The organism is Pedobacter sp. CG_S7 (assembly GCF_040544395.1).
GTDB lineage: Bacteria > Bacteroidota > Bacteroidia > Sphingobacteriales > Sphingobacteriaceae > Pedobacter.
In genome coordinates this window covers 69603-88376 of sequence record NZ_JBEONS010000002.1, presented here as the reverse complement: position 1 = coordinate 88376, position 18774 = coordinate 69603, and the positions used below count along the sequence as shown (strand labels likewise).

Annotated in this window: 18 protein-coding genes; 8 read left to right on the top strand and 10 right to left on the bottom strand. The window is 36.9% G+C overall.

From position 1 onward, the window contains the following. The first annotated feature begins 27 nt into the window (after nt 1-27). From AAKU52_RS02340 to AAKU52_RS02325, 4 genes are all read left to right on the top strand, one after another. Nucleotides 28-771 carry a glycosyltransferase gene (locus tag AAKU52_RS02340; RefSeq protein WP_354329805.1) on the top strand — a complete coding sequence of 248 codons (744 nt, stop codon included), beginning with the start codon at nt 28-30 and terminating at the stop codon, nt 769-771. Between the two features lie 96 nt (nt 772-867). Beyond that, nucleotides 868-2694: an ABC transporter ATP-binding protein gene (locus AAKU52_RS02335; RefSeq protein WP_354329803.1), complete on the top strand. Its 1827-nt coding sequence runs from the start codon at nt 868-870 to the stop codon at nt 2692-2694. Next, nucleotides 2694-3803, top strand: a complete 1110-nt coding sequence (locus tag AAKU52_RS02330; RefSeq protein WP_354329801.1) for a glycosyltransferase family 4 protein — start codon at nt 2694-2696, stop codon at nt 3801-3803. Before AAKU52_RS02335 ends, AAKU52_RS02330 begins: the two co-directional genes overlap by 1 nt. A gap of 36 nt (nt 3804-3839) precedes the next feature. Beyond that, nucleotides 3840-4781: a nucleotide-diphospho-sugar transferase gene (locus AAKU52_RS02325; protein ID WP_354329799.1), complete on the top strand. Its 942-nt coding sequence runs from the start codon at nt 3840-3842 to the stop codon at nt 4779-4781. A 1-nt stretch (nt 4782) separates the two neighbouring features. Here AAKU52_RS02325 and AAKU52_RS02320 read toward each other — a convergent pair whose 3' ends face one another. The 5 genes from AAKU52_RS02320 to AAKU52_RS02300 form a co-directional block, all read right to left on the bottom strand. Next, nucleotides 4783-5586, bottom strand: a complete 804-nt coding sequence (locus AAKU52_RS02320) for a class I SAM-dependent methyltransferase (protein ID WP_354329797.1) — start codon at nt 5584-5586, stop codon at nt 4783-4785. A 138-nt stretch (nt 5587-5724) separates the two neighbouring features. Further along, nucleotides 5725-8793: a translation initiation factor IF-2 gene (gene infB / locus AAKU52_RS02315; RefSeq protein WP_354329795.1), complete on the bottom strand. Its 3069-nt coding sequence runs from the start codon at nt 8791-8793 to the stop codon at nt 5725-5727. A 127-nt stretch (nt 8794-8920) separates the two neighbouring features. Next, complete coding sequence (gene nusA, locus AAKU52_RS02310; RefSeq protein ID WP_354329793.1) at nt 8921-10156, bottom strand: transcription termination factor NusA; 1236 nt, start codon at nt 10154-10156, stop codon at nt 8921-8923. Nucleotide 10157: 1 nt separating this feature from the next. Further along, nucleotides 10158-10622: a ribosome assembly cofactor RimP gene (gene rimP, locus AAKU52_RS02305; protein WP_354329791.1), complete on the bottom strand. Its 465-nt coding sequence runs from the start codon at nt 10620-10622 to the stop codon at nt 10158-10160. Between the two features lie 362 nt (nt 10623-10984). After that, entirely contained in the window at nt 10985-11389 is a 405-nt protein-coding gene (locus tag AAKU52_RS02300) for a hypothetical protein (RefSeq protein WP_354329788.1), read from the bottom strand. An 18-nt stretch (nt 11390-11407) separates the two neighbouring features. Between AAKU52_RS02300 and AAKU52_RS02295 the strand changes: the two genes are divergently transcribed. Continuing rightward, nucleotides 11408-11752, top strand: a complete 345-nt coding sequence (locus AAKU52_RS02295; RefSeq protein WP_354329786.1) for a phage holin family protein — start codon at nt 11408-11410, stop codon at nt 11750-11752. Nucleotides 11753-11823: 71 nt separating this feature from the next. On the opposite strand, the gene AAKU52_RS02290 is transcribed toward AAKU52_RS02295, so the two are convergent. The 3 genes from AAKU52_RS02290 to panC form a co-directional block, all read right to left on the bottom strand. Then, complete coding sequence (locus AAKU52_RS02290; protein WP_354329784.1) at nt 11824-12963, bottom strand: acyl-CoA dehydrogenase; 1140 nt, start codon at nt 12961-12963, stop codon at nt 11824-11826. Between the two features lie 90 nt (nt 12964-13053). Next, nucleotides 13054-13404: an aspartate 1-decarboxylase gene (gene panD, locus AAKU52_RS02285; RefSeq protein WP_354329782.1), complete on the bottom strand. Its 351-nt coding sequence runs from the start codon at nt 13402-13404 to the stop codon at nt 13054-13056. Nucleotides 13405-13450: 46 nt separating this feature from the next. Next, entirely contained in the window at nt 13451-14290 is an 840-nt protein-coding gene (gene panC / locus AAKU52_RS02280; RefSeq protein WP_354329780.1) for a pantoate--beta-alanine ligase, read from the bottom strand. A 151-nt stretch (nt 14291-14441) separates the two neighbouring features. Here panC and AAKU52_RS02275 point away from each other — a divergent pair, with 151 nt between their 5' ends. Then, nucleotides 14442-15266: a glycogen/starch synthase gene (locus tag AAKU52_RS02275; RefSeq protein WP_354330035.1), complete on the top strand. Its 825-nt coding sequence runs from the start codon at nt 14442-14444 to the stop codon at nt 15264-15266. Nucleotides 15267-15290: 24 nt separating this feature from the next. After that, nucleotides 15291-16712, top strand: a complete 1422-nt coding sequence (locus tag AAKU52_RS02270; RefSeq protein ID WP_354329778.1) for a DUF4270 domain-containing protein — start codon at nt 15291-15293, stop codon at nt 16710-16712. 92 nt (nt 16713-16804) lie between these two features. Here the strand turns inward: AAKU52_RS02270 and AAKU52_RS02265 are convergent, their stop codons facing one another. Both AAKU52_RS02265 and mutY read right to left on the bottom strand, forming a co-directional pair. Continuing rightward, nucleotides 16805-17239 carry a single-stranded DNA-binding protein gene (locus AAKU52_RS02265; RefSeq protein ID WP_354329776.1) on the bottom strand — a complete coding sequence of 145 codons (435 nt, stop codon included), beginning with the start codon at nt 17237-17239 and terminating at the stop codon, nt 16805-16807. A gap of 9 nt (nt 17240-17248) precedes the next feature. Beyond that, the gene (gene mutY, locus AAKU52_RS02260; protein WP_354329774.1) at nt 17249-18298 is read right to left on the bottom strand and encodes an A/G-specific adenine glycosylase; all 1050 of its coding nucleotides are present in this window, start codon (nt 18296-18298) and stop codon (nt 17249-17251) included. A 170-nt stretch (nt 18299-18468) separates the two neighbouring features. Here mutY and AAKU52_RS02255 point away from each other — a divergent pair, with 170 nt between their 5' ends. Continuing rightward, nucleotides 18469-18771, top strand: a complete 303-nt coding sequence (locus AAKU52_RS02255) for an HU family DNA-binding protein (RefSeq protein WP_354329772.1) — start codon at nt 18469-18471, stop codon at nt 18769-18771. Nucleotides 18772-18774: the final 3 nt, after the last annotated feature.

The following is an 18774-nucleotide window of genomic DNA, read 5'->3' as shown; positions in this document are numbered from 1 at the left end:
TAATCCTGGTATTTCCTATCTTTGAGTATGATGAATAGCACTACCCTTAGGATAACCCCAATTCCGGTTTTAACCATTGTTATTGCTACTTTCAATGCAGGGGTTTTCATAAAAGATTGTCTTAAGTCTATAGCTGAAAATGTGCTTGAACCCTATGAACTCATTATTATAGATGGTAAAAGCAAAGACAATACACTTGAGATAATTAACGATTTCACGACCATCAAGCCCCGGATAATTAGTGAAAAAGATAATGGAATATATGACGCAATGAATAAAGGAGCAAAGCTTGCTACTGGGAAATGGGTCATATTTTTGGGTGCTGACGATAGGATTCTCCCCACCTTTAAAACAATCATTAGTCAACTTAAAAATGAAAGCACTATTTATTATGGGAATTGCAGAAATGGGGAAAATCATTTCAATGGAGAATTCTCGTCCTATAAGATTGCCAAAATGAACTTATGTCATCAATGCATATTTTATCCAGTTCAGGTATTCAAAAAATACAACTATTCCTTAAAATACACGGTATTTGCTGATTATTTATTGAACATCCAATGTTGGGGTGATAGCAATTTCAAGAAGGTCTACAAAAACGTTGATGTGGCTTATTATCACATGGAGGGCTTTTCTTCGATTACTACAGATCCTTTATTTAAAAAAGATAAACCCTCATTAATAAAAAAACACCTGGGATATTATATCTACATCAGGTATATGTTCAGAAAATTTAAAGAAGGCAGGAAAAGAAATAGTAACTTTTTTTAGAAAAGGTTAGCATTCCCTAGAATCGAATTATTCTTGAAATGCCTAAAAAAACATAATAAAGGCTAAATTAGTACCTTTGCATCATATTTTTTTTTAATGAAAACATACTTCCGATTACTTTCCTTCGCAAAACCAATAGAAAAGTTCGCCATACCTTATGTTATTGCAACCCTTCTTTCTGTCCTTTTTGGAGTATTAAATCTTACCCTGCTAGCACCGTTATTTGAAACATTGAATCCTAAAGTTGCAGCATTAGGGAATACTTTAAACCCAAAAACGGCTTCTTCATTTGACATTACAGGCCAATTCAGGGAATTTGTAAACACCTCTATTGTCACCAACGGACATGAAAGAACGCTTACATACATCTGCATTATTATTGTTATTTCCGTGTTATTATCCAACATATTCAGGTATTTTTCTCAACGGTACATGGAAGACCTCAGGGTACATACCTTATTAAACATGCGTAAAACCGTATTTAATAATGTAATGAATTTGCATGTCGGTTACTTTAATAATGAACGTAAAGGAGATATCATTGCAAAGGTAGCCTCAGATGTACAAGTGGTACAATATTCGGTTACCAACACGCTACAAGTGGTATTTAAAGAACCATTGACCCTTATCTTTTATATCCTGATGTTGTTCTCGATATCTTTAAAGCTCACTTTATTTTCACTAATGGTGATTCCAATTTCAGCATTCATCATCAGTAAAATTGTGAAAAGATTAAAACAACAAGCTAAAGCAGCACATGAATCTTTTGCAAGGATGATTGGGTTTTTAGATGAATCTTTAAGTGGAATAAAGATTATTAAAGCTTTTAATGCAACCGAAAGGGTAAAAGAAAAATTTCAAAATGAAAACGTCTTTTATTCTAACCTCAACAGAAAGATGGTGAGAAGGCAACAGCTCGGTTCACCTGTATCAGAATTTTTAAGCATTATCATGGTTTCTTTTATCGTTTGGTATGGAGGATCTTTAATTATAAGCAACCAGCCTGATGCCCTTTCCTCAGGTCAGTTTATAGCCTATATTGCTATTTTCTCGCAGGTTATGCGCCCTGCAAAAGCCTTAACAGAGTCTTTCAGTAACATCCATACTGGAATTGCTGCTGGCGAACGCGTCTTGGAACTGATTGACACCAAACCAGAAATTATAAATAAATCAGACGCTAAAAATCTCGCCGATTTCAAAAACTCATTAGTTTTTGAAAATGTTTACTTTAATTACGGAGAGAAAGAAGTACTTAAAAACATTAGTTTTGAGGTATTTAAAGGTAAAACGGTGGCTTTGGTGGGTCCGTCGGGTGGTGGAAAAAGCACTTTAATGGATCTCATACCACGTTTCCATGATCCAAAAACTGGTTCGATTAAAATCGATGGGTATGATTTCAGAGACTTAACTATTGAAAGTATCCGTGCGCAAATGGGTACGGTAAACCAGGAATCTTTCTTATTTAATGATACCATTTTTAATAACATTGCTTTTGCTAAACCTGAGGCCACAGAACAAGAAGTTATTGCAGCGGCAAAAATTGCGAACGCTCATGATTTTATTTTAAATACCGAACAGGGTTACCAAACCTATGTTGGCGACAGGGGCAACCGTTTATCTGGTGGCCAAAAACAACGTATCTGTATTGCCAGGGCTATTTTAGACAATCCACCAATTATGTTACTCGACGAGGCGACGTCAGCATTAGATACAGAATCTGAAAAATTAGTTCAGGAGGCCTTAAATAACCTCATGCAAAATCGCACCTCTATTGTCATTGCCCACCGTTTAAGTACCATACAGCACGCTGATTTAATTTTGGTGATTGACAAGGGTGAAATTAAAGAAAGAGGAACACATACCGAATTATTGAACAATAATGGTTTATATAAGCGTTTAATAAACATGCAAACTTTTAGTTAATGTTAAAACTTCTTATAGATCATCAAACTTTTTCAATGCAAAAATACGGTGGCATTTCCCGTTATTTTACCAATATCCAACACAGTTTGGAACAAAGAGAAGACATACAATCGAAGGTAGGCATATTATACACCCCAAACCATTACTTAAAGGAATATCCTGCTCCTCTTAATAATGCACTAGGTAGGCTATTATTAAAAAAAAGTGATAAATGTTACAAATGGAATAAACAATATTCAAAATATCTGATGCTGAAAAATAATTATGATGTGCTTCACCCTAGCTATTACCATCCTTATTTTTTAAAGTATAATAAAAAACCTTTTGTAATTACGGTGCATGATATGATTCATGAGCTCTTTCCTGAACATTTTGTACCTAACGATATTAATGTGAAATATAAAAGAATATGCGTTGAAAATGCGGCACATATCATTGCCATATCTGAATCCACTAAACAAGACTTAATAAATATATTACAAGTAGACCCACAGCGGATAACGGTAATCCATCATGGCTATCAAATGAATACACAAGAGCCTTCAGGGCTACAGAATACATACAACAACACATCAATGGAGAATTACATTCTGTTTGTTGGCGATCGTAAAAGTTATAAGAATTTCCCGGTTCTATTAACCTCTATTCATCCCTTATTGGCAGAAAATAAAGAGATGAAACTCTATTGTGCAGGAGGAGGGTCTTTTACAATTAACGAACTGGAAATCATCAAACACTTAAACCTAGAAAATAAAATTTTGCAGTTTAATGCTACTGATCAAGAACTTAAATCACTTTACCAGAACGCATTAGCTTTCGTGTTTCCATCATTATATGAAGGCTTTGGCTTACCTATTCTAGAGGCTTTTAAAAATAATTGCCCAGTCATTGCCAGTGATAATGCATGCTTCAGGGAAATTGGGGGTAATGCTATCTCCTACTTTGATCCTTATGATTTAAACAGTATCCTATGCACTATTAAAGAGGTCGTTACGAATAGCCTTTTAGCAAAAACAATTGTTAAAAATGGCAAGTTGCGATTAAAGAAATTTTCTATGCAAAGTTGTATGGATAAAACAATAACTGTGTATCAATCACTTTCAAAATGATGCTCCTAGCTTCATCACCTTTAAAATCATATTCTGATGAAAAATTACCAGGCTAAATCACCGTTATTATTTTTAATATTCAATAGGCCAGATACTACATTGCAAGTCTTTAATCAAATTAAAGTAGTGAAGCCACCAAAGTTATATATTGCTGCCGACGGACCAAGATCAGACAAAACCGAAGAACAAGCATTGTGTGAAAAGACCAGATCAATCATTAATGATATCGATTGGGATTGCGAGGTAAAAACACTTTTTCGGAAAAATAACCTAGGTTGTAAAGAGGCTATTTCTACAGCCATAGATTGGTTTTTCGAAGTGGAACAAGAGGGTGTTATACTCGAAGATGATTGCCTGCCATCTATTGATTTTTTTAGGTATTGCGATGTATTATTAGAAAAGTACCGTTTTGATACGCGCATAAGGCATATTTCAGGTTGCAATTTACAACTAGGTAAACAATGGGGAAATGCAAGTTACTATTTTACCAATCAATCCCATGTATGGGGTTGGGCCACCTGGAAAAGAGTATGGAAAGATTATGATAAAACGCTTAGTGAATTTAGCCAGGAAGAAGCAAATGCCTGTCTGGATAATATATTTGATGACACTTTTCTTGCCGAAGAATGGCAAAGGATATTTAAAGAGACCAAAGCAGGTATAATCGACACTTGGGACTATCAATTAACCTTAATCAATTACTTTAACAACAGCCTTAGTATTAATCCAAACGTAAATTTAATAAGTAATATCGGCTTTAGAGCCGATGGAACCCATACTACTAATAAAAATAGTCCCTATGCTAACCTGGCTTTGGAAAACTTAGGGGAACTTAGGCATCCAAAATTTTTTGTTCCAGAAAAAACAGCAGATTATGCCGTTTTTAAACATGAATTCAGTTTAGCAGAGAAATGGAGAAAACAAAATTTATTAAGAAGGAGAATCAAAAGATTTATAAGCTCGTTTTTCAAAAATTAACTTAGCTAAGCTTATCCTTGATTTCCTGCCAATCTTTCTGTAATAAACTTTCTCTTCCATAAACCTTCCTGAAATAACGATCTACCTTTCTCTTCATTGTTCTGATTAAAAAAGGTATTTTCTGTTCAGTAAAAGGGTTTAAAGTCAATTTTTTCTTCGTAAATAAATGAGTACTGAGACCATCGGTATAGAAATTACGCCCAAACCGATCAGCTATATATTGCAATGATTTGGCAGAATAAAAAGAAATATGTTGACCTGTTTCTGGTATCAGATACCACCATTGTTTCAATTCTTTCAACTCATTCGGAGGCAGAACCGTTGTAAAGAATAAATTATCACTATATTTCAATATGGCTTCAATTTCAGGAATTGGATTTGGTAAATGTTCAAAAACTTCAAATGCAGTAACTAATTCGAAGTTTTCCTGCTTAATATCAACCAAGTCAAAAAATTCAGCAAATAAATTCGGACAATGTTTATCTGTATGATAAAAATTAAAACCCTTATCGCGCATCATTCGTGTAAAAAGTCCGTATCCTCCCGCAAAGTCTAGAAAAATGCCCTCCGCATTGAAGTGATTGGATAGAATAGGGATTATTTTATTACGGAGTGTTTCATTTCGCTCCGGCAGTCCAACATCAAGTTTAGTTATCGCAGAGGAATAAGCTTCCTCCAGCCAATAAGGTTCTACAGTTTGAATGAAACCTGTTTCTTCACAACGAAAATAATCAACTTCATACTTGCCCATCACCTTAAGTGATAGTATTTTTTCTGCCAAACCACCCGTAATTTTACTTTTCATATCTAATTTTAAAAGCCACAAATAACTATTATCCTGCAAACAACCTTCAGGTTTTAACATTATAAAGCTAATTATGATATCTGGGATAAAAAAAAAGGGTTTCAATAAAATTGAAACCCTTTTTTTCTTATTAACTAATTACAATTTTCTTTTCACTTCAACTTGTTCGTAAGCTTCAACGATGTCGCCAACTTCAATGTTGTTAAAGTTATGGATATTTAAACCACATTCATAACCAGAACTCACTTCTTTCACATCATCTTTATAACGTTTCAGTGAAGCAAGTTCACCTGTATAAACCACTACGCCATCTCTAACGATACGGATCTTACTGTTACGGGTAATTTTACCATCCAATACCATACAACCTGCAATGGTACCAACTTTAGTGATTTTAAAGACATCTCTAATTTCAACATTCGCTGTAATCTTCTCTTGAAACTCTGGAGCCAACATACCTTCCATTGCCGCTTTGATCTCGTTGATTGCATCGTAAATGATAGAATAAAGGCGGATATCGATTTGTTCAGCTTCGGCAAGTTTACGTGCTCCTGTAGAAGGACGAACCTGGAAACCTATAATAATCGCATCTGATGCAGAAGCTAACAACACATCAGATTCAGAAATCTGACCCACTGCTTTGCTAATGATATTCACCTGTATTTCTTCAGTAGAAAGCTTCAATAGGGAGTCAGATAGTGCCTCAATAGACCCATCAACATCACCTTTAATAATCAGGTTAAGTTCTTTAAAGTTACCGATAGCCAAACGACGGCCAATTTCATCTAAAGTAATGTGTTTCTGTGTACGTAATCCTTGCTCACGCATCAACTGCAAACGTTTATTTGCAATATCTCTCGCTTCAGTTTCACTTTCAAGTGCGTTGAATTTATCACCCGCTGTAGGTGCGCCTTGCATACCCAAAACCTGAACCGGTACAGAAGGACCAGCCTCCAATACTTTTTGTCCACGCTCATTAAATAGCGCTTTAACACGACCGCTATAGCTACCTGCTAAAATTGGATCCCCAATTTTCAATGTACCTGCCTGAACTAAAACCGTAGTAACAATACCACGGCCTTTATCTAAGGTAGCTTCAATTACACTACCTGTAGCACGTTTTTTAGGATTAGCAGTAAGGTCTAAAAATTCTGCTTCCAGTAATACTTTCTCTAAAAGCAAGTCTACATTCAGACCACTTTTACCCGATATTTCCTGAGACTGGAATTTACCACCCCAATCTTCAACCAGAATATTCATGGCAGATAGTTGTTCACGAACTCTTTCAGAATTCGCTCCCGGCTTATCTATCTTAGTAAAAGCAAATACAATAGGTACACCTGCAGCCTGCGCATGGTTGATAGCTTCTTTTGTTTGAGGCATCACTGCATCGTCAGCAGCTACCACAATAATGGCAATATCTGCAACTTTAGCACCACGTGCACGCATTGCCGTAAAGGCCTCGTGACCCGGAGTATCCAGGAAAGTAACTTTTTTGCCCGTTGGCGTAGTTACCATATAAGCACCAATATGCTGGGTAATACCACCGGCTTCACCAGCAACAACGTTTGCTTTACGTATATAATCTAACAGGGAAGTCTTACCATGATCCACGTGACCCATTATGGTTACCACTGGTGCTCTAGGTACTAAATCTTCTGCTGCATCTTCTTCTTCAATTAAAACATCACCTTCATCATCTGGTTTAACGAATTGAATTTCGTATCCAAACTCATCAGCAACAATCATTAAAGTTTCAGCATCCAAACGTTGATTAATGGATACGAACATACCCAAACTCATACAAGTACCAATAATTTTGGTTACTGGTACATCCATCATAGTAGCCAATTCATTTGCCGTAACAAACTCAGTAACTTTTAACACTTTGGATTGTGCCTCTTGTTCTAATGCTAATTCATCTGCACTTAAAGCAACATCATCACGTTTTTGACGACGAAGTTTTGCTCTTTGTGCAAATTTCCCAGATTTACCAGCGCCACTTAAACGTGCAAGCGTAGCCTTGATCTGATCTTGTATTTCTTTTTCCGTAGGTTCTTCTTTAGACCCTCCAAACCCACCAGGTTTGCTATTTCTAAAGTTTGGCCTGTTGGCAGTATTGTTAGTGTTATTTCTAAAATCTGGTCTGTTTGGAAAAGAAGGTGGAGTAACAGCTGGTTTTGGTGTATGCGGTGTTCCCGAAGTTGTACCTTGTGCTGCTGCCGGAGTTGCTGAACCCTGACTTGGTGCAGACGTATGACCTGGTGTTTTTTTACGCTTACGCTTACGCTTCGCATTTTCGCTATCATTAGATGAAGCGATGGGCGAAGATTTACGATCAGGCGTTACCGGTAAAATAATTTTACCAATAATATTTGGCCCAGTTAATTTAACCGATCTTGCTTTTATAACCTCAACCTCATCGGGTTTATTAACCTTAGGGGCAGGAGTTTCTTTAACAGGCTCTGGTTTAACAACCGTTACTGGTTTAACAGCAGGCTTTTCAACAGGCATGGGTTTCTCTTCAGCTTTAATAGCTGGTACAGGTTGTAGCACTTCAGCTTTAACCACAGGTGTAAACTCTACAAGTTTTTCTTCTTTCACTGGCTCTTTAGGTGTTTCTTTCACTACCTCTGGAGCAGCTACAGGTGCAGGAGTTTCTGCTTTAACTACAGCTACTGGCGCCGGTGCTGCAGGAGTTTCCTCCTTTTTAACAGGGCGTGTTTTACTGTTGATATCATCAAGATTTATTTTCCCAATAATTTTAACTCCTGGAAGCGAACTCTCTTCTACTTTTTCAGGCGTTTTTTCTGCTGGTGCTTCCACTTTTACAGGAGGCTGTTCCTTTGCAAAAACAGGCTCTTCTTTCGGTTTCTCAACCGGATGTGTATAAGTATGAAGGTTTTTAATTAAAATACCTTCATTTTCGAACTCAACGTTCTTTTTCGGAGCTTCCACAGCTTTCTCTATTACATCAGGCTCATCACGACGTATTTTACCAATAACAATTTGATTGGCCTCTTCTTTTACGATTTTATCTCCCTGAAATTCTTTCAATAATGCATCGTACATGTTTTTTGAAAGCTTGGTAGTGGGTTTATTCTCGACAGAAAAGCCATTCTTTTCCAGGAACTCAACGGCCGTAGCTATGCCAACGTTAAGTTCCTTAACTGCCTTAAATAAAATTATTGGTTTGTCGTCTGACATTGATATTCCTCTTTTTTCTTAATTCTTGTACAAAAGTAATGTTTATTCTTGTTTTATTTCATGTGTATGTAATTTGTTTGAATTTTCTCACATGCTTTATACCTATTTCTCACTCATAAAATTTAAATTACTCAAATTCTGACTTTAAAATATTCACTACTTCCTTAATCGTTTCTTCTTCTAAATCGGTACGTTTTACTAATTCATCTACAGAAAGTGCTAATACACTTTTCGCAGTATCGCATCCAATCGCTTTTAACTCATCAATGATCCAGCTATCGATTTCATCTGAGAATTCTTCGATATCAACATCTTCATCTTCTTCACCTGCTTCACGGAATACATCAATCTCATAGCCGGTTAATTTACCTGCCAATTTAATATTATGCCCTCCACGACCAATAGCTAAGGATACCTGATCTGGTTTTAAGTAAACCGATGCATGTTTTGTAACATCATCCAGTTTAATAGAACTGATCTTTGCCGGACTCAAAGCCCTCGTAATATATAAAGAAACATTGTTAGTAAAGTTAATTACATCAATGTTTTCATTTTTCAATTCTCTCACAATACCGTGAATACGAGAACCTTTCATACCAACACAAGCACCCACAGGGTCAATTCTGTCATCATAAGATTCTACTGCAACTTTAGCACGTTCACCGGGTTCACGAACAATTTTCTTAATAGTAATTAAGCCATCAAAAATCTCTGGAACTTCAATCTCAAATAAACGTTGTAAAAATTCAGGTGCAATTCTGGAGATGATGATTTTTGGAGTGCTGTTCATCATATCAACTTTAGAGATTACCGCACGAATGGTATCTCCTTTTTTGAAATAATCTGCAGGAATCTGCTCAGTCTTAGGCATCATCAGCTCATTACCTTCATCATCCAATACCAAAGTCTCTTTTTTCCATACCTGATAAACTTCACCAGTTACGATTTCGCCAACTCTGTCTTTATATTTTTTAAATATTTCGTCTTTCTCCAGTTCAAGCACCTTAGAAACTAAAGTTTGGCGTGCGGCTAAAATAGCCCTACGACCGAAACTTTCGAGCGTGATTTGCTCAATGTAGTCGTCGCCAATTTCCATGTCCGGATCCAGCTGCTTAACCTCAGAAAGTTCAATTTCCAAATCATCGTCCTCCGAAAAGCCATCTTCCATCACTTTCCTTGTCCGCCAAATTTCCAAATCTCCGTTGTCTGGGTTAACAATTACATCGCAATTCTCATCCGTTCCATATTTTTTTCGCAGCATACTACGAAACACCTCTTCCAGCACACTAATCACTGTTGGGCGGTCGATGTTCTTGAACTCTTTGAATTCCTGGAACGAATCGATTAAATTAATGTTGCTCATTTTATTTAAATGAAATTAAAACCTTTACTTCTGTTATATTATCAAACGCAATATGGGTTTCTACCATAGTGGCTTTTTTACCTTTTTCTTTAACACTTTCCTCAATATTGAGACCGGTATCGGTTACTGAAAATAATTTGCCTTCTTTTTTATCGCCACCTGGAAGTTTAACACTTATCTCTCTTCCAATGTTTTTAAGGTATTGTCTTTTCAGCTTCAGTGCCTCTCCTACACCAGGAGATGAAACTTCTAAATTGTAAGCCTGCGCTATGGTATTTTCTTCTTCTAAATGAAAACCCACATGCCTGCTAATTGCTGCACAATCTTGTATGCTGATACCTTCATCGCCATCAACATGAATAATAAGCTTATTGTTTGGCAGCATTTTAACCTCTACCAAAAATAATTCCGGCCTATCCGAAATTTTTTCTTCAACTAGTTCTCTTACTCTGTTTTCTATCTGCATAACCAATTTGCTAAAACAGAAAAGAGGGGACACGCGCCCCCTCTAATTCTCTATATCCGTGCAAAGATACGCATATTTTTTTTAATATGAAACCTTCATGTGCAAACACTCACAAACTACAATAAATATTTATCTTGACACCTTCATCACTTTTGAAAAAAAATCACATACCAATGAAGATCACAACACTATCGGATGTTTAACCTGAGTACAGGCAAAGTTAAGGATCAGAAACAGTGAGTCCACAGTGAGTCAAGGGTGAGTCAAGGGTGAGTCAACAGTGAGTCAACCTTTTGCCGAGCAATACGTTGAGTCACCCTTGACTCACTGTGGATTCACTGTGGACTCATCCTAAAATGAGGCTAACGTTGCAAGATCTTTTGCTGTGGCTTTAATTGATAATTTATTTTGCCTTTAATTATTTCTTTTGCTCCACCAAAGTTGGCATTAAGGGGGGTGGAAACGAGGTAAGACAGCCCCCTTTGAAAAGGTGTGTTGGGGGTAAACACAAGGTTTTCGCCGGTTATATTAATTTTACCAGAAATTCTCTTCCCATCCACACTTACCGTTACCCATTTCATACGGGTAGTACTATCGGGCTGGTTATTTTTTAATTGCAGTAAACCCACCGGGTCAATGTCTGAAAGAATTATGGCGTTACTATCTGCAGAAAAATGAATAAATACTGGCTTATTATTTGATGAGGAACAGCTTAAACACATACTAATAGAAGTAATAACTGCTATTTTAGATAAAAATTTAATCATTCAACTAAATTACACATTATGGGAATTATTTTAGAAATTCTATTGACTGGCCTGGCCATGTTATTGGGGGCTTACCTGGTACCTGGCGTACAAATTGATGGTTTTGGAAGTGCAATAATTGCGGCAATCCTGATAGCCGTTGTAAATGGAACCATTGGGTTTATCTTAAGAATACTTACCCTTCCGCTTAATTTTTTGACCCTCGGACTAGTTTCTTTTATTATTACCGTATTGATGATTTTATTAGTGGATAGCATGATGACTGGATTTAATACTTCAGGATTCTTCTCTGCAGCACTATTGGCCATTGTTGTTGCCCTGATTCAAATGGTTTTAGGAGGCATAACCAGCTCAAGAAAATAAAGAAGGTTTTTTATCTTAAATAACCGTCATCCTGCCTTAAAATTAAAACAAGGAAAGGATGACGGTCTTTTTTAACTTAAAATAGTTCTGGAAATAACAAGTTTTTGTATCTCTGAAGTCCCTTCGTAGATTTGGGTAATTTTCGCATCGCGCATTAACCTTTCTACATGGTATTCTTTTACAAAGCCGTAGCCTCCATGTATTTGGACCGCTTCGATGGTTACATCCATCGCTACTTTAGAGGCAAAAAGTTTGGCCATAGAGCCAGCTAAAGTATACGATTGCCCCTGGTCTTTTAACCATGCTGCTTTATAAACCAGTAACCTGGCGGCTTCAATTTCGGTAGCCATATCTGCTAATTTAAAAGCGATAGACTGGTGTTCATAAATAGGTTTGCCGAAAGTTTTTCTTTGTTTTGAATAAGCTAAGGCTAATTCATAAGCACCTGCAGCAATACCCAAAGCTTGTGCAGCAATACCAATGCGTCCACCTTCGAGCGTTTTCATGGCAAATTTAAAACCAAATCCATCCTCGCCAATCCGGTTTTCTTTTGGGACTTTCACGTCATTAAACATCAAAGAATGGGTATCTGAACCTCGAATTCCTAATTTATTTTCTTTCGGACCAATAGTAAAGCCTTCCATGCCTTTTTCTACGATGAAAGCATTGATTCCTTTATGTTTTAATTCTTTATGTGTTTGTGCAATGACCAGATAGGTAGAGGCAGTGCCGCCATTAGTAATCCAGTTTTTAGTGCCATTCAACAAATAGTAATCACCTTTATCTTCGGCAGTAGTTTGTTGAGAGGTGGCATCAGACCCCGCTTCAGGCTCTGATAAACAGAATGCACCGATCTTTTGACCTGAAGCAAGTGGTTTTAAATATTTTTCTTTCTGTGCTTCAGTGCCGAAGGCTTCCAGGCCATAGCAAACCAAGGAGTTATTTACAGATACGACTACAGAAGCAGAAGCATCAATTTTGGAAAGCTCTTCCATCACTAAAACATAAGACAGCGTATCTAAACCACTGCCATCATATTTTTCGGATACCATCATACCCAAAAACCCCAGTTCTCCTAGTTTTTTAACCTGGTCTGCAGGAAACTTTTGATGCTCGTCACGCTCAATAACACCAGGCTTCAGTTCATTTTGTGCAAAGTCCCTGGCAGCCTGCTGAATCATTAATTGTTCTTCGCTTAGTTGAAATAGCATATCTTTAATTTTTTAAAAAATACAATACGCCAAATTTAGTTAATCTAAATCAAAATACTATGGTTGCATAACAATTACTTCAAAAGCTTTTTACTTTAGCAAATGGTTGTTATCGTCAGGAAAAACCAATATTGGATGGTAATTTTTAGCTTCAGCGATAGGCAAAGCGCCAAAAGACATAATAATGAGTATATCGCCCACCTGAACCTTTCTAGCAGTGGCTCCGTTTAAACAAACAGTACCAGTTCCACGCTCACCTTTAATCACATAGGTTTCAAAACGCTCTCCATTGTTATTGTTAACAATCTGCACTTTTTCGTTTGCGATTATATTGGCTGCATCCATTAAATCTTCATCTATGGTAATACTGCCTACATAATGCAATTCTGCCTGTGTTACTCTAACACGGTGTATTTTCGATTTTAAAATCTCGATAATCATTTCACAAAGTTAACTAAAGTTTAATATTTGCAAGAATAGTTTTTTATTAGTCCAGCAACATATTGTCAATTAAGCGGGTTTCGCCCACTTTTGCGGCTACTAGGGCCACAAGATTTCCTGCATTTTTATCGTATTCAGGAAGCAGCGTTTCACCATTCGCTATGGTAAAATAATCAAGCTCAACACCAGCAGTACCCTTCAACATAGCAGTTGCGTTTTCGAGCAGGCTTTCTATGTTTTTCTCCTTGAAATGGCTTTTAACATATTCAAGCGCCTTACTTAAAACTAGTGCATTTTGACGGTCTTGCGCCGTAAGGTTGATGTTTCTGGAACTCATTGCCAGTCCGTCGATTTCTCTTATTATCGGACAACTAACTACTTTTACAGGCAGTTGAAAATGGTCTACCATTTTTTTAATCATGAGTACCTGCTGAAAATCTTTTTGGCCAAAAAAAGCCAGATCTGGATTAACAGCATCAAAAAGCTTTTTAACAATCTGTGTAACGCCCTGATAATGACCCTTCCTAAACTCACCTTCCAATAAAAATTCAACCGCACCCAAATCAATGTGCCAGTTTTCTGGCTGAGGATACATTTCTCTCACCGAGGGCATAAAAACCACATTGCAACCTGCTTCTTCCAGCATTTTGATATCGTGAGCTAAAGGCCGAGGATATTTCTCCAGGTCTTTAGGATCCGTAAATTGCGTAGGATTAACAAAAACACTGCAAACAACAAGGTCTGCCAATTGTTTAGCTGCAGCAATGAGTGATACATGCCCTTTGTGCAAAGCACCCATAGTAGGCACAATTGCAATTTTTTGATGAGCCTGTTTTATAGGCTCCAACAACAATTTTAATGCTGCTATAGTATTTATTATTTCCAAACCTAAGTTAAAAGTATTCGGTGCCAAAGTTGGTTATTTATCTATTCTTAACAAAACATCTTGACGAAGAACTTGATAAATATTATAATTTTGATTACCTTTGCCCCTTGATTATCTTTTCTTTAACATAATATTATTCACGAATATGGAGATGGCAAAAACGAAGCTACTGATTGTTACACACGAGATGTCGCCTTTCCTCGAACTTACAAAAATTTCAGAAATTACCCGCCAATTACCGCAGGCAATGCAGGAAAAAGGTTTCGAAATCCGCATTCTAATGCCTAGGTTCGGCAACATCAATGAAAGACGAAACAGACTCCACGAAGTAATTCGTTTGTCTGGAATGAACATTGTAATAGACGACAATGACAATCCTTTGATCATTAAGGTCGCTTCTATACCGGCGGCGCGTATGCAGGTTTACTTTTTGGACAACGAGGATTATTTTCAGCGTAAATATGTTTTCCGCGATAAAGAAAACAAATTTTATGCTGATAACGACGAAAGAACGATCTTCTTTTGCAAAGGTGCGTTAGAAACCGTGAAAAAATTGGGATGGGCTCCTGATATTGTTCATTGTCATGGATGGATGACCGCTTTGGTTCCTGCTTACATTAAAACAACTTATAAAAATGACCCTACCTTCAAGAATTCTAAGGTAGTTTATTCCATTTATGAGAACTGTTTTACAGAAACCTTAAATACGGAACTGAACAAAAAAGCAGTAATGAAAGACATGACGCCTGAAGATACAAAAGTATTTGAAAATGCAGATTGTAACACCATGCACATTGGTGCAATTTCTTACTCGGATGCAGTGGTTTTTGCAACCGACGTAATTGATGCTAATGTGTTAAAATTTGTTAAAGATTCTAATAAGCCAACTTTAGCTTATAATTTAACCGAAAATTTCGACAACTTCTATAATTTATACGAGGAGATATCGAACGAAGAAATGGTTTCAATAGCATAAACAAACGGTATTATTAATTTAAATATGAAATTTTCAAAACTAGACTTATTGACCCTGTTAATAAGTCTTTTTCTTTTTGCCTCGTGTAATGAGTCTAATACTTTAGGCCTTGACCTTGATCCGGACGACGCTATTCAGGGTGCACTTGTAGACTCTGTTACAGTTAAAACAAAAACAGTAGCCGACGAAGTAACTTCTACTTTTTTTAGCGTTGGTGCTGCTGGAAACCCTGTTCGTATTCCTTTTGGATACTTTAAAGACCCTTTATTTGGGACTTCGGAAGCCAGTTTAGCATTAAGTGTTAACCTGCCTAGCTCTGCCTATAGTTTTGGCACCAATGCTATGGTAGATTCAGCAGTATTGGTACTCCCTTATTCTACTCAGTTTTATGGAGATACAACGACTTCTGTTTACAGTGTGAACGTTCAGCAGTTAACGAAAAACCTTTCTACTGAAACTTCTTTTTTAAGCAATAGAGAATGGGAAGCCCAGACGGAAATTGCAGGAACTTTTACCGGTAGAATTAAACCTAATACGCCTTTTAAAATTACGGCTATTGTTGCGGCTAAACCAGACACTTTAAAAGCGGTACCAGCATCGTTAAGAATAAAATTGAGCAACGCATTTATCAAGACCAATATCTTAGACAAAGGAACTACTGTGCTTCTAAACGATGTTACTTTCAACTCCTCTTTTAAAGGATTGAAGGTAAGCATCAATAAAGCAAATTCAACAGGTACCGGTGGCGTGATGTTTTTTGATTTTAACAAAGGCAATGCTTCTATAGAGGTTTATTACACCAAACAAAACGCAACTACTACCACAGCAATAGATACCGCTGTAGCCTTGTTTCCTATTAACCAGAAGATTAATCCGGTTGCAGCAACTATTAAACACAATTATACTGGTACACCCGTGGCAACCCAGCTTGCAGATGCTACCAATAAACAATATGAGGCAACTTATTTACAGCCTTTAGCTGGTGTAAGAAATAAAATAAGCTTTCCTTACCTTAAGCAATTTGTCAAAAACCTTGGTGCCAAAATTATTATCAATAAAGCAGAATTGGTGGTTGATTTAAGTACTGGTAATGAGGTAGCTCCTTTTGTGCCAGCACAAAGTTTAGCTCTTTACCAGTATGATATTGCCGGACAAAGAGCATTGATCCCTGATCAGAATTCTTCCGACTTTAGGTATATTGCTAACTTTGGTGGCGGATACAACATTGGAACCAAAAACTATACTTTTATTGTTACCGGTTTGCTGCAGGATTTAATAGATGGAAAATCAATCGATAATGGTTTCTATTTAGCTCCAGCACCAAATTTACTTGCTGAATATGGCATCATGTCACCAATTACCACAGCTAACAGGTCCGTTATCGGCGCGTTTAACAATGCTACAAATAAGATTAAACTGAATATTTATTACACTAAGATTAACTAAGAAAGCATATTTTAAAAAAGGGTGTTTCATTTTTGATGAAGCACCCTTTTTCATTTTAAACAGTTTTTTTTAGGTAAAAAAGAGATTCTTCTTTAAAACGGTATGTTTCCTTCATCACTATCTGTGCTCGTAAACTCATCTTCATGCTGTTGTTTAGGAATGGTATGGTTGTGCACCACTGGGGTACCTTCAAAATCGCTCTTCCTACCCAAAATGGTAAAGTTTTCTGCAACAACTTCAGTAACATATTTTTTAACCTTCTCCCTATCCTCAAAAGAACGCGTACGCAGCTTACCTTCTATATACACCAGCTTTCCTTTCTGAAGGTATTTAGAGGCTACCTCGGCTAAACCTCGCCAAAGCACTATGTTATGCCACTCGGTCTGTTCTACTCGTTTACCGTCCCTGTTAAAGGTCTCGGAGGTGGCCAATGGAAAGCTTGCAACGGTTACACCACCGTCTAAATGACGAACTTCAGGATCCTTACCCAAATGTCCTACGAGAATTACTTTGTTGATACCTGACATGAAAAAAAATTATAAGTTTAAATACGTGTTAATAAAATTACTGATCACTTTGGGTTGAGGCAAGTTATTGAGTGCTGTTTTATCTACCCAAGTTTCAGCTGCGTCTTGCTTAAAGTTAATCATATAATTAGCTAAAACAAAAAATCGAACATATATAATTTGGTGTGTAAGAATGTGCTTTTTAGCAATTACCGGTATAATACCTACCCCTTCACCATATAATTTTCTTATTTCGATAAATAACCCTGCATCTGAAAGTTCAATGGGCTCCATACTTTCAATTAACGGAAAGTCGTAAAGGTGTTGCCAAATATCACTACCCTGTCTTTTTTTAACTAACACCTCGCCCCCTTTTTGCAGGATCAGGTAATTAAAATAGCGCTTTCTAACCACCACTTTTTTAAGCTTTACAGGCCAAACCGATACCATTTGTTGTCGCCTGGCCTCACAATTCAGCTGAAGCACACAGCCCCCGCAATCCGGAGATTTAGGCTTGCATTGCAAAGCACCAAATTCCATAATTGCCTGATTATAGACCATTGGATTTTGATGTTCAATTAATTGCTGTGCTAGCAATTCAAACTCTTTTTTCCCTTCTATACTATTAATGGGGCTGGAAACACCAAAATATCGGGCAATAACACGAAAAACATTCCCATCTAAAACTGCTCTGGATTCGCCTGCTGCAAAAGAAGAAATAGCCGCTGCCGTATAGGGTCCAATTCCTTTTAAGCGGATCAGTTCTTCGTACCGAACAGGAAAAATACCACCATGTAATTCCATAACTTGTTGGGCTGTATGGTGCATGTTGCGCCCTCTGGAATAATACCCCAATCCTTGCCAAAGTTTAAGCACCTGGGTTTCGGTGGCAGCAGCAAAATCAGCTACTGTAGGCAACTCTTCTAAAAAGAGGTTAAAATAGGGTAAACCCTGCTCTACACGGGTTTGTTGCATAATGATTTCAGAAAGCCAGATCACGTATGCATCCTGAGTACCACGCCAGGGAAGATCTCTTTGATGAAGATTATACCAGTTAATAATTTCAAGCTGAAAATTCATGACCACAAAAATACGGTGTATAAACGTATTTTCACTAAATCTTGCAATTCCCTGATCAATCAAAGCACAAATAAATTATCTTTTATTTTCCTATCTCATTAAAAAGCAATACTTTTGCAACCCCAAATCACTTATAATATTTAACACACAAAAATTTAATAATAGAGAATATGACTAAGGCAGATATTATTTCAGAGATATCAACAAAGACAGGAATTGAAAAGGTAGATGTGCAGGAGACCGTAGAAGCATTTTTCAAAGTGATCAAGAATAGCATGATCGGTGGAGAAAATGTTTACGTAAGAGGTTTTGGAAGTTTTGTTGTTAAAAAAAGAGCGCAAAAAACTGCAAGAAACATTTCTAAAAATACAGCAATCATTATCCCAGAACATTATGTTCCAAGCTTTAAACCAGCAAAAGTATTTGTTGATAAAGTTAAAAATAACAGTAAAAAACTTAGCGTAGAGGTATAAATT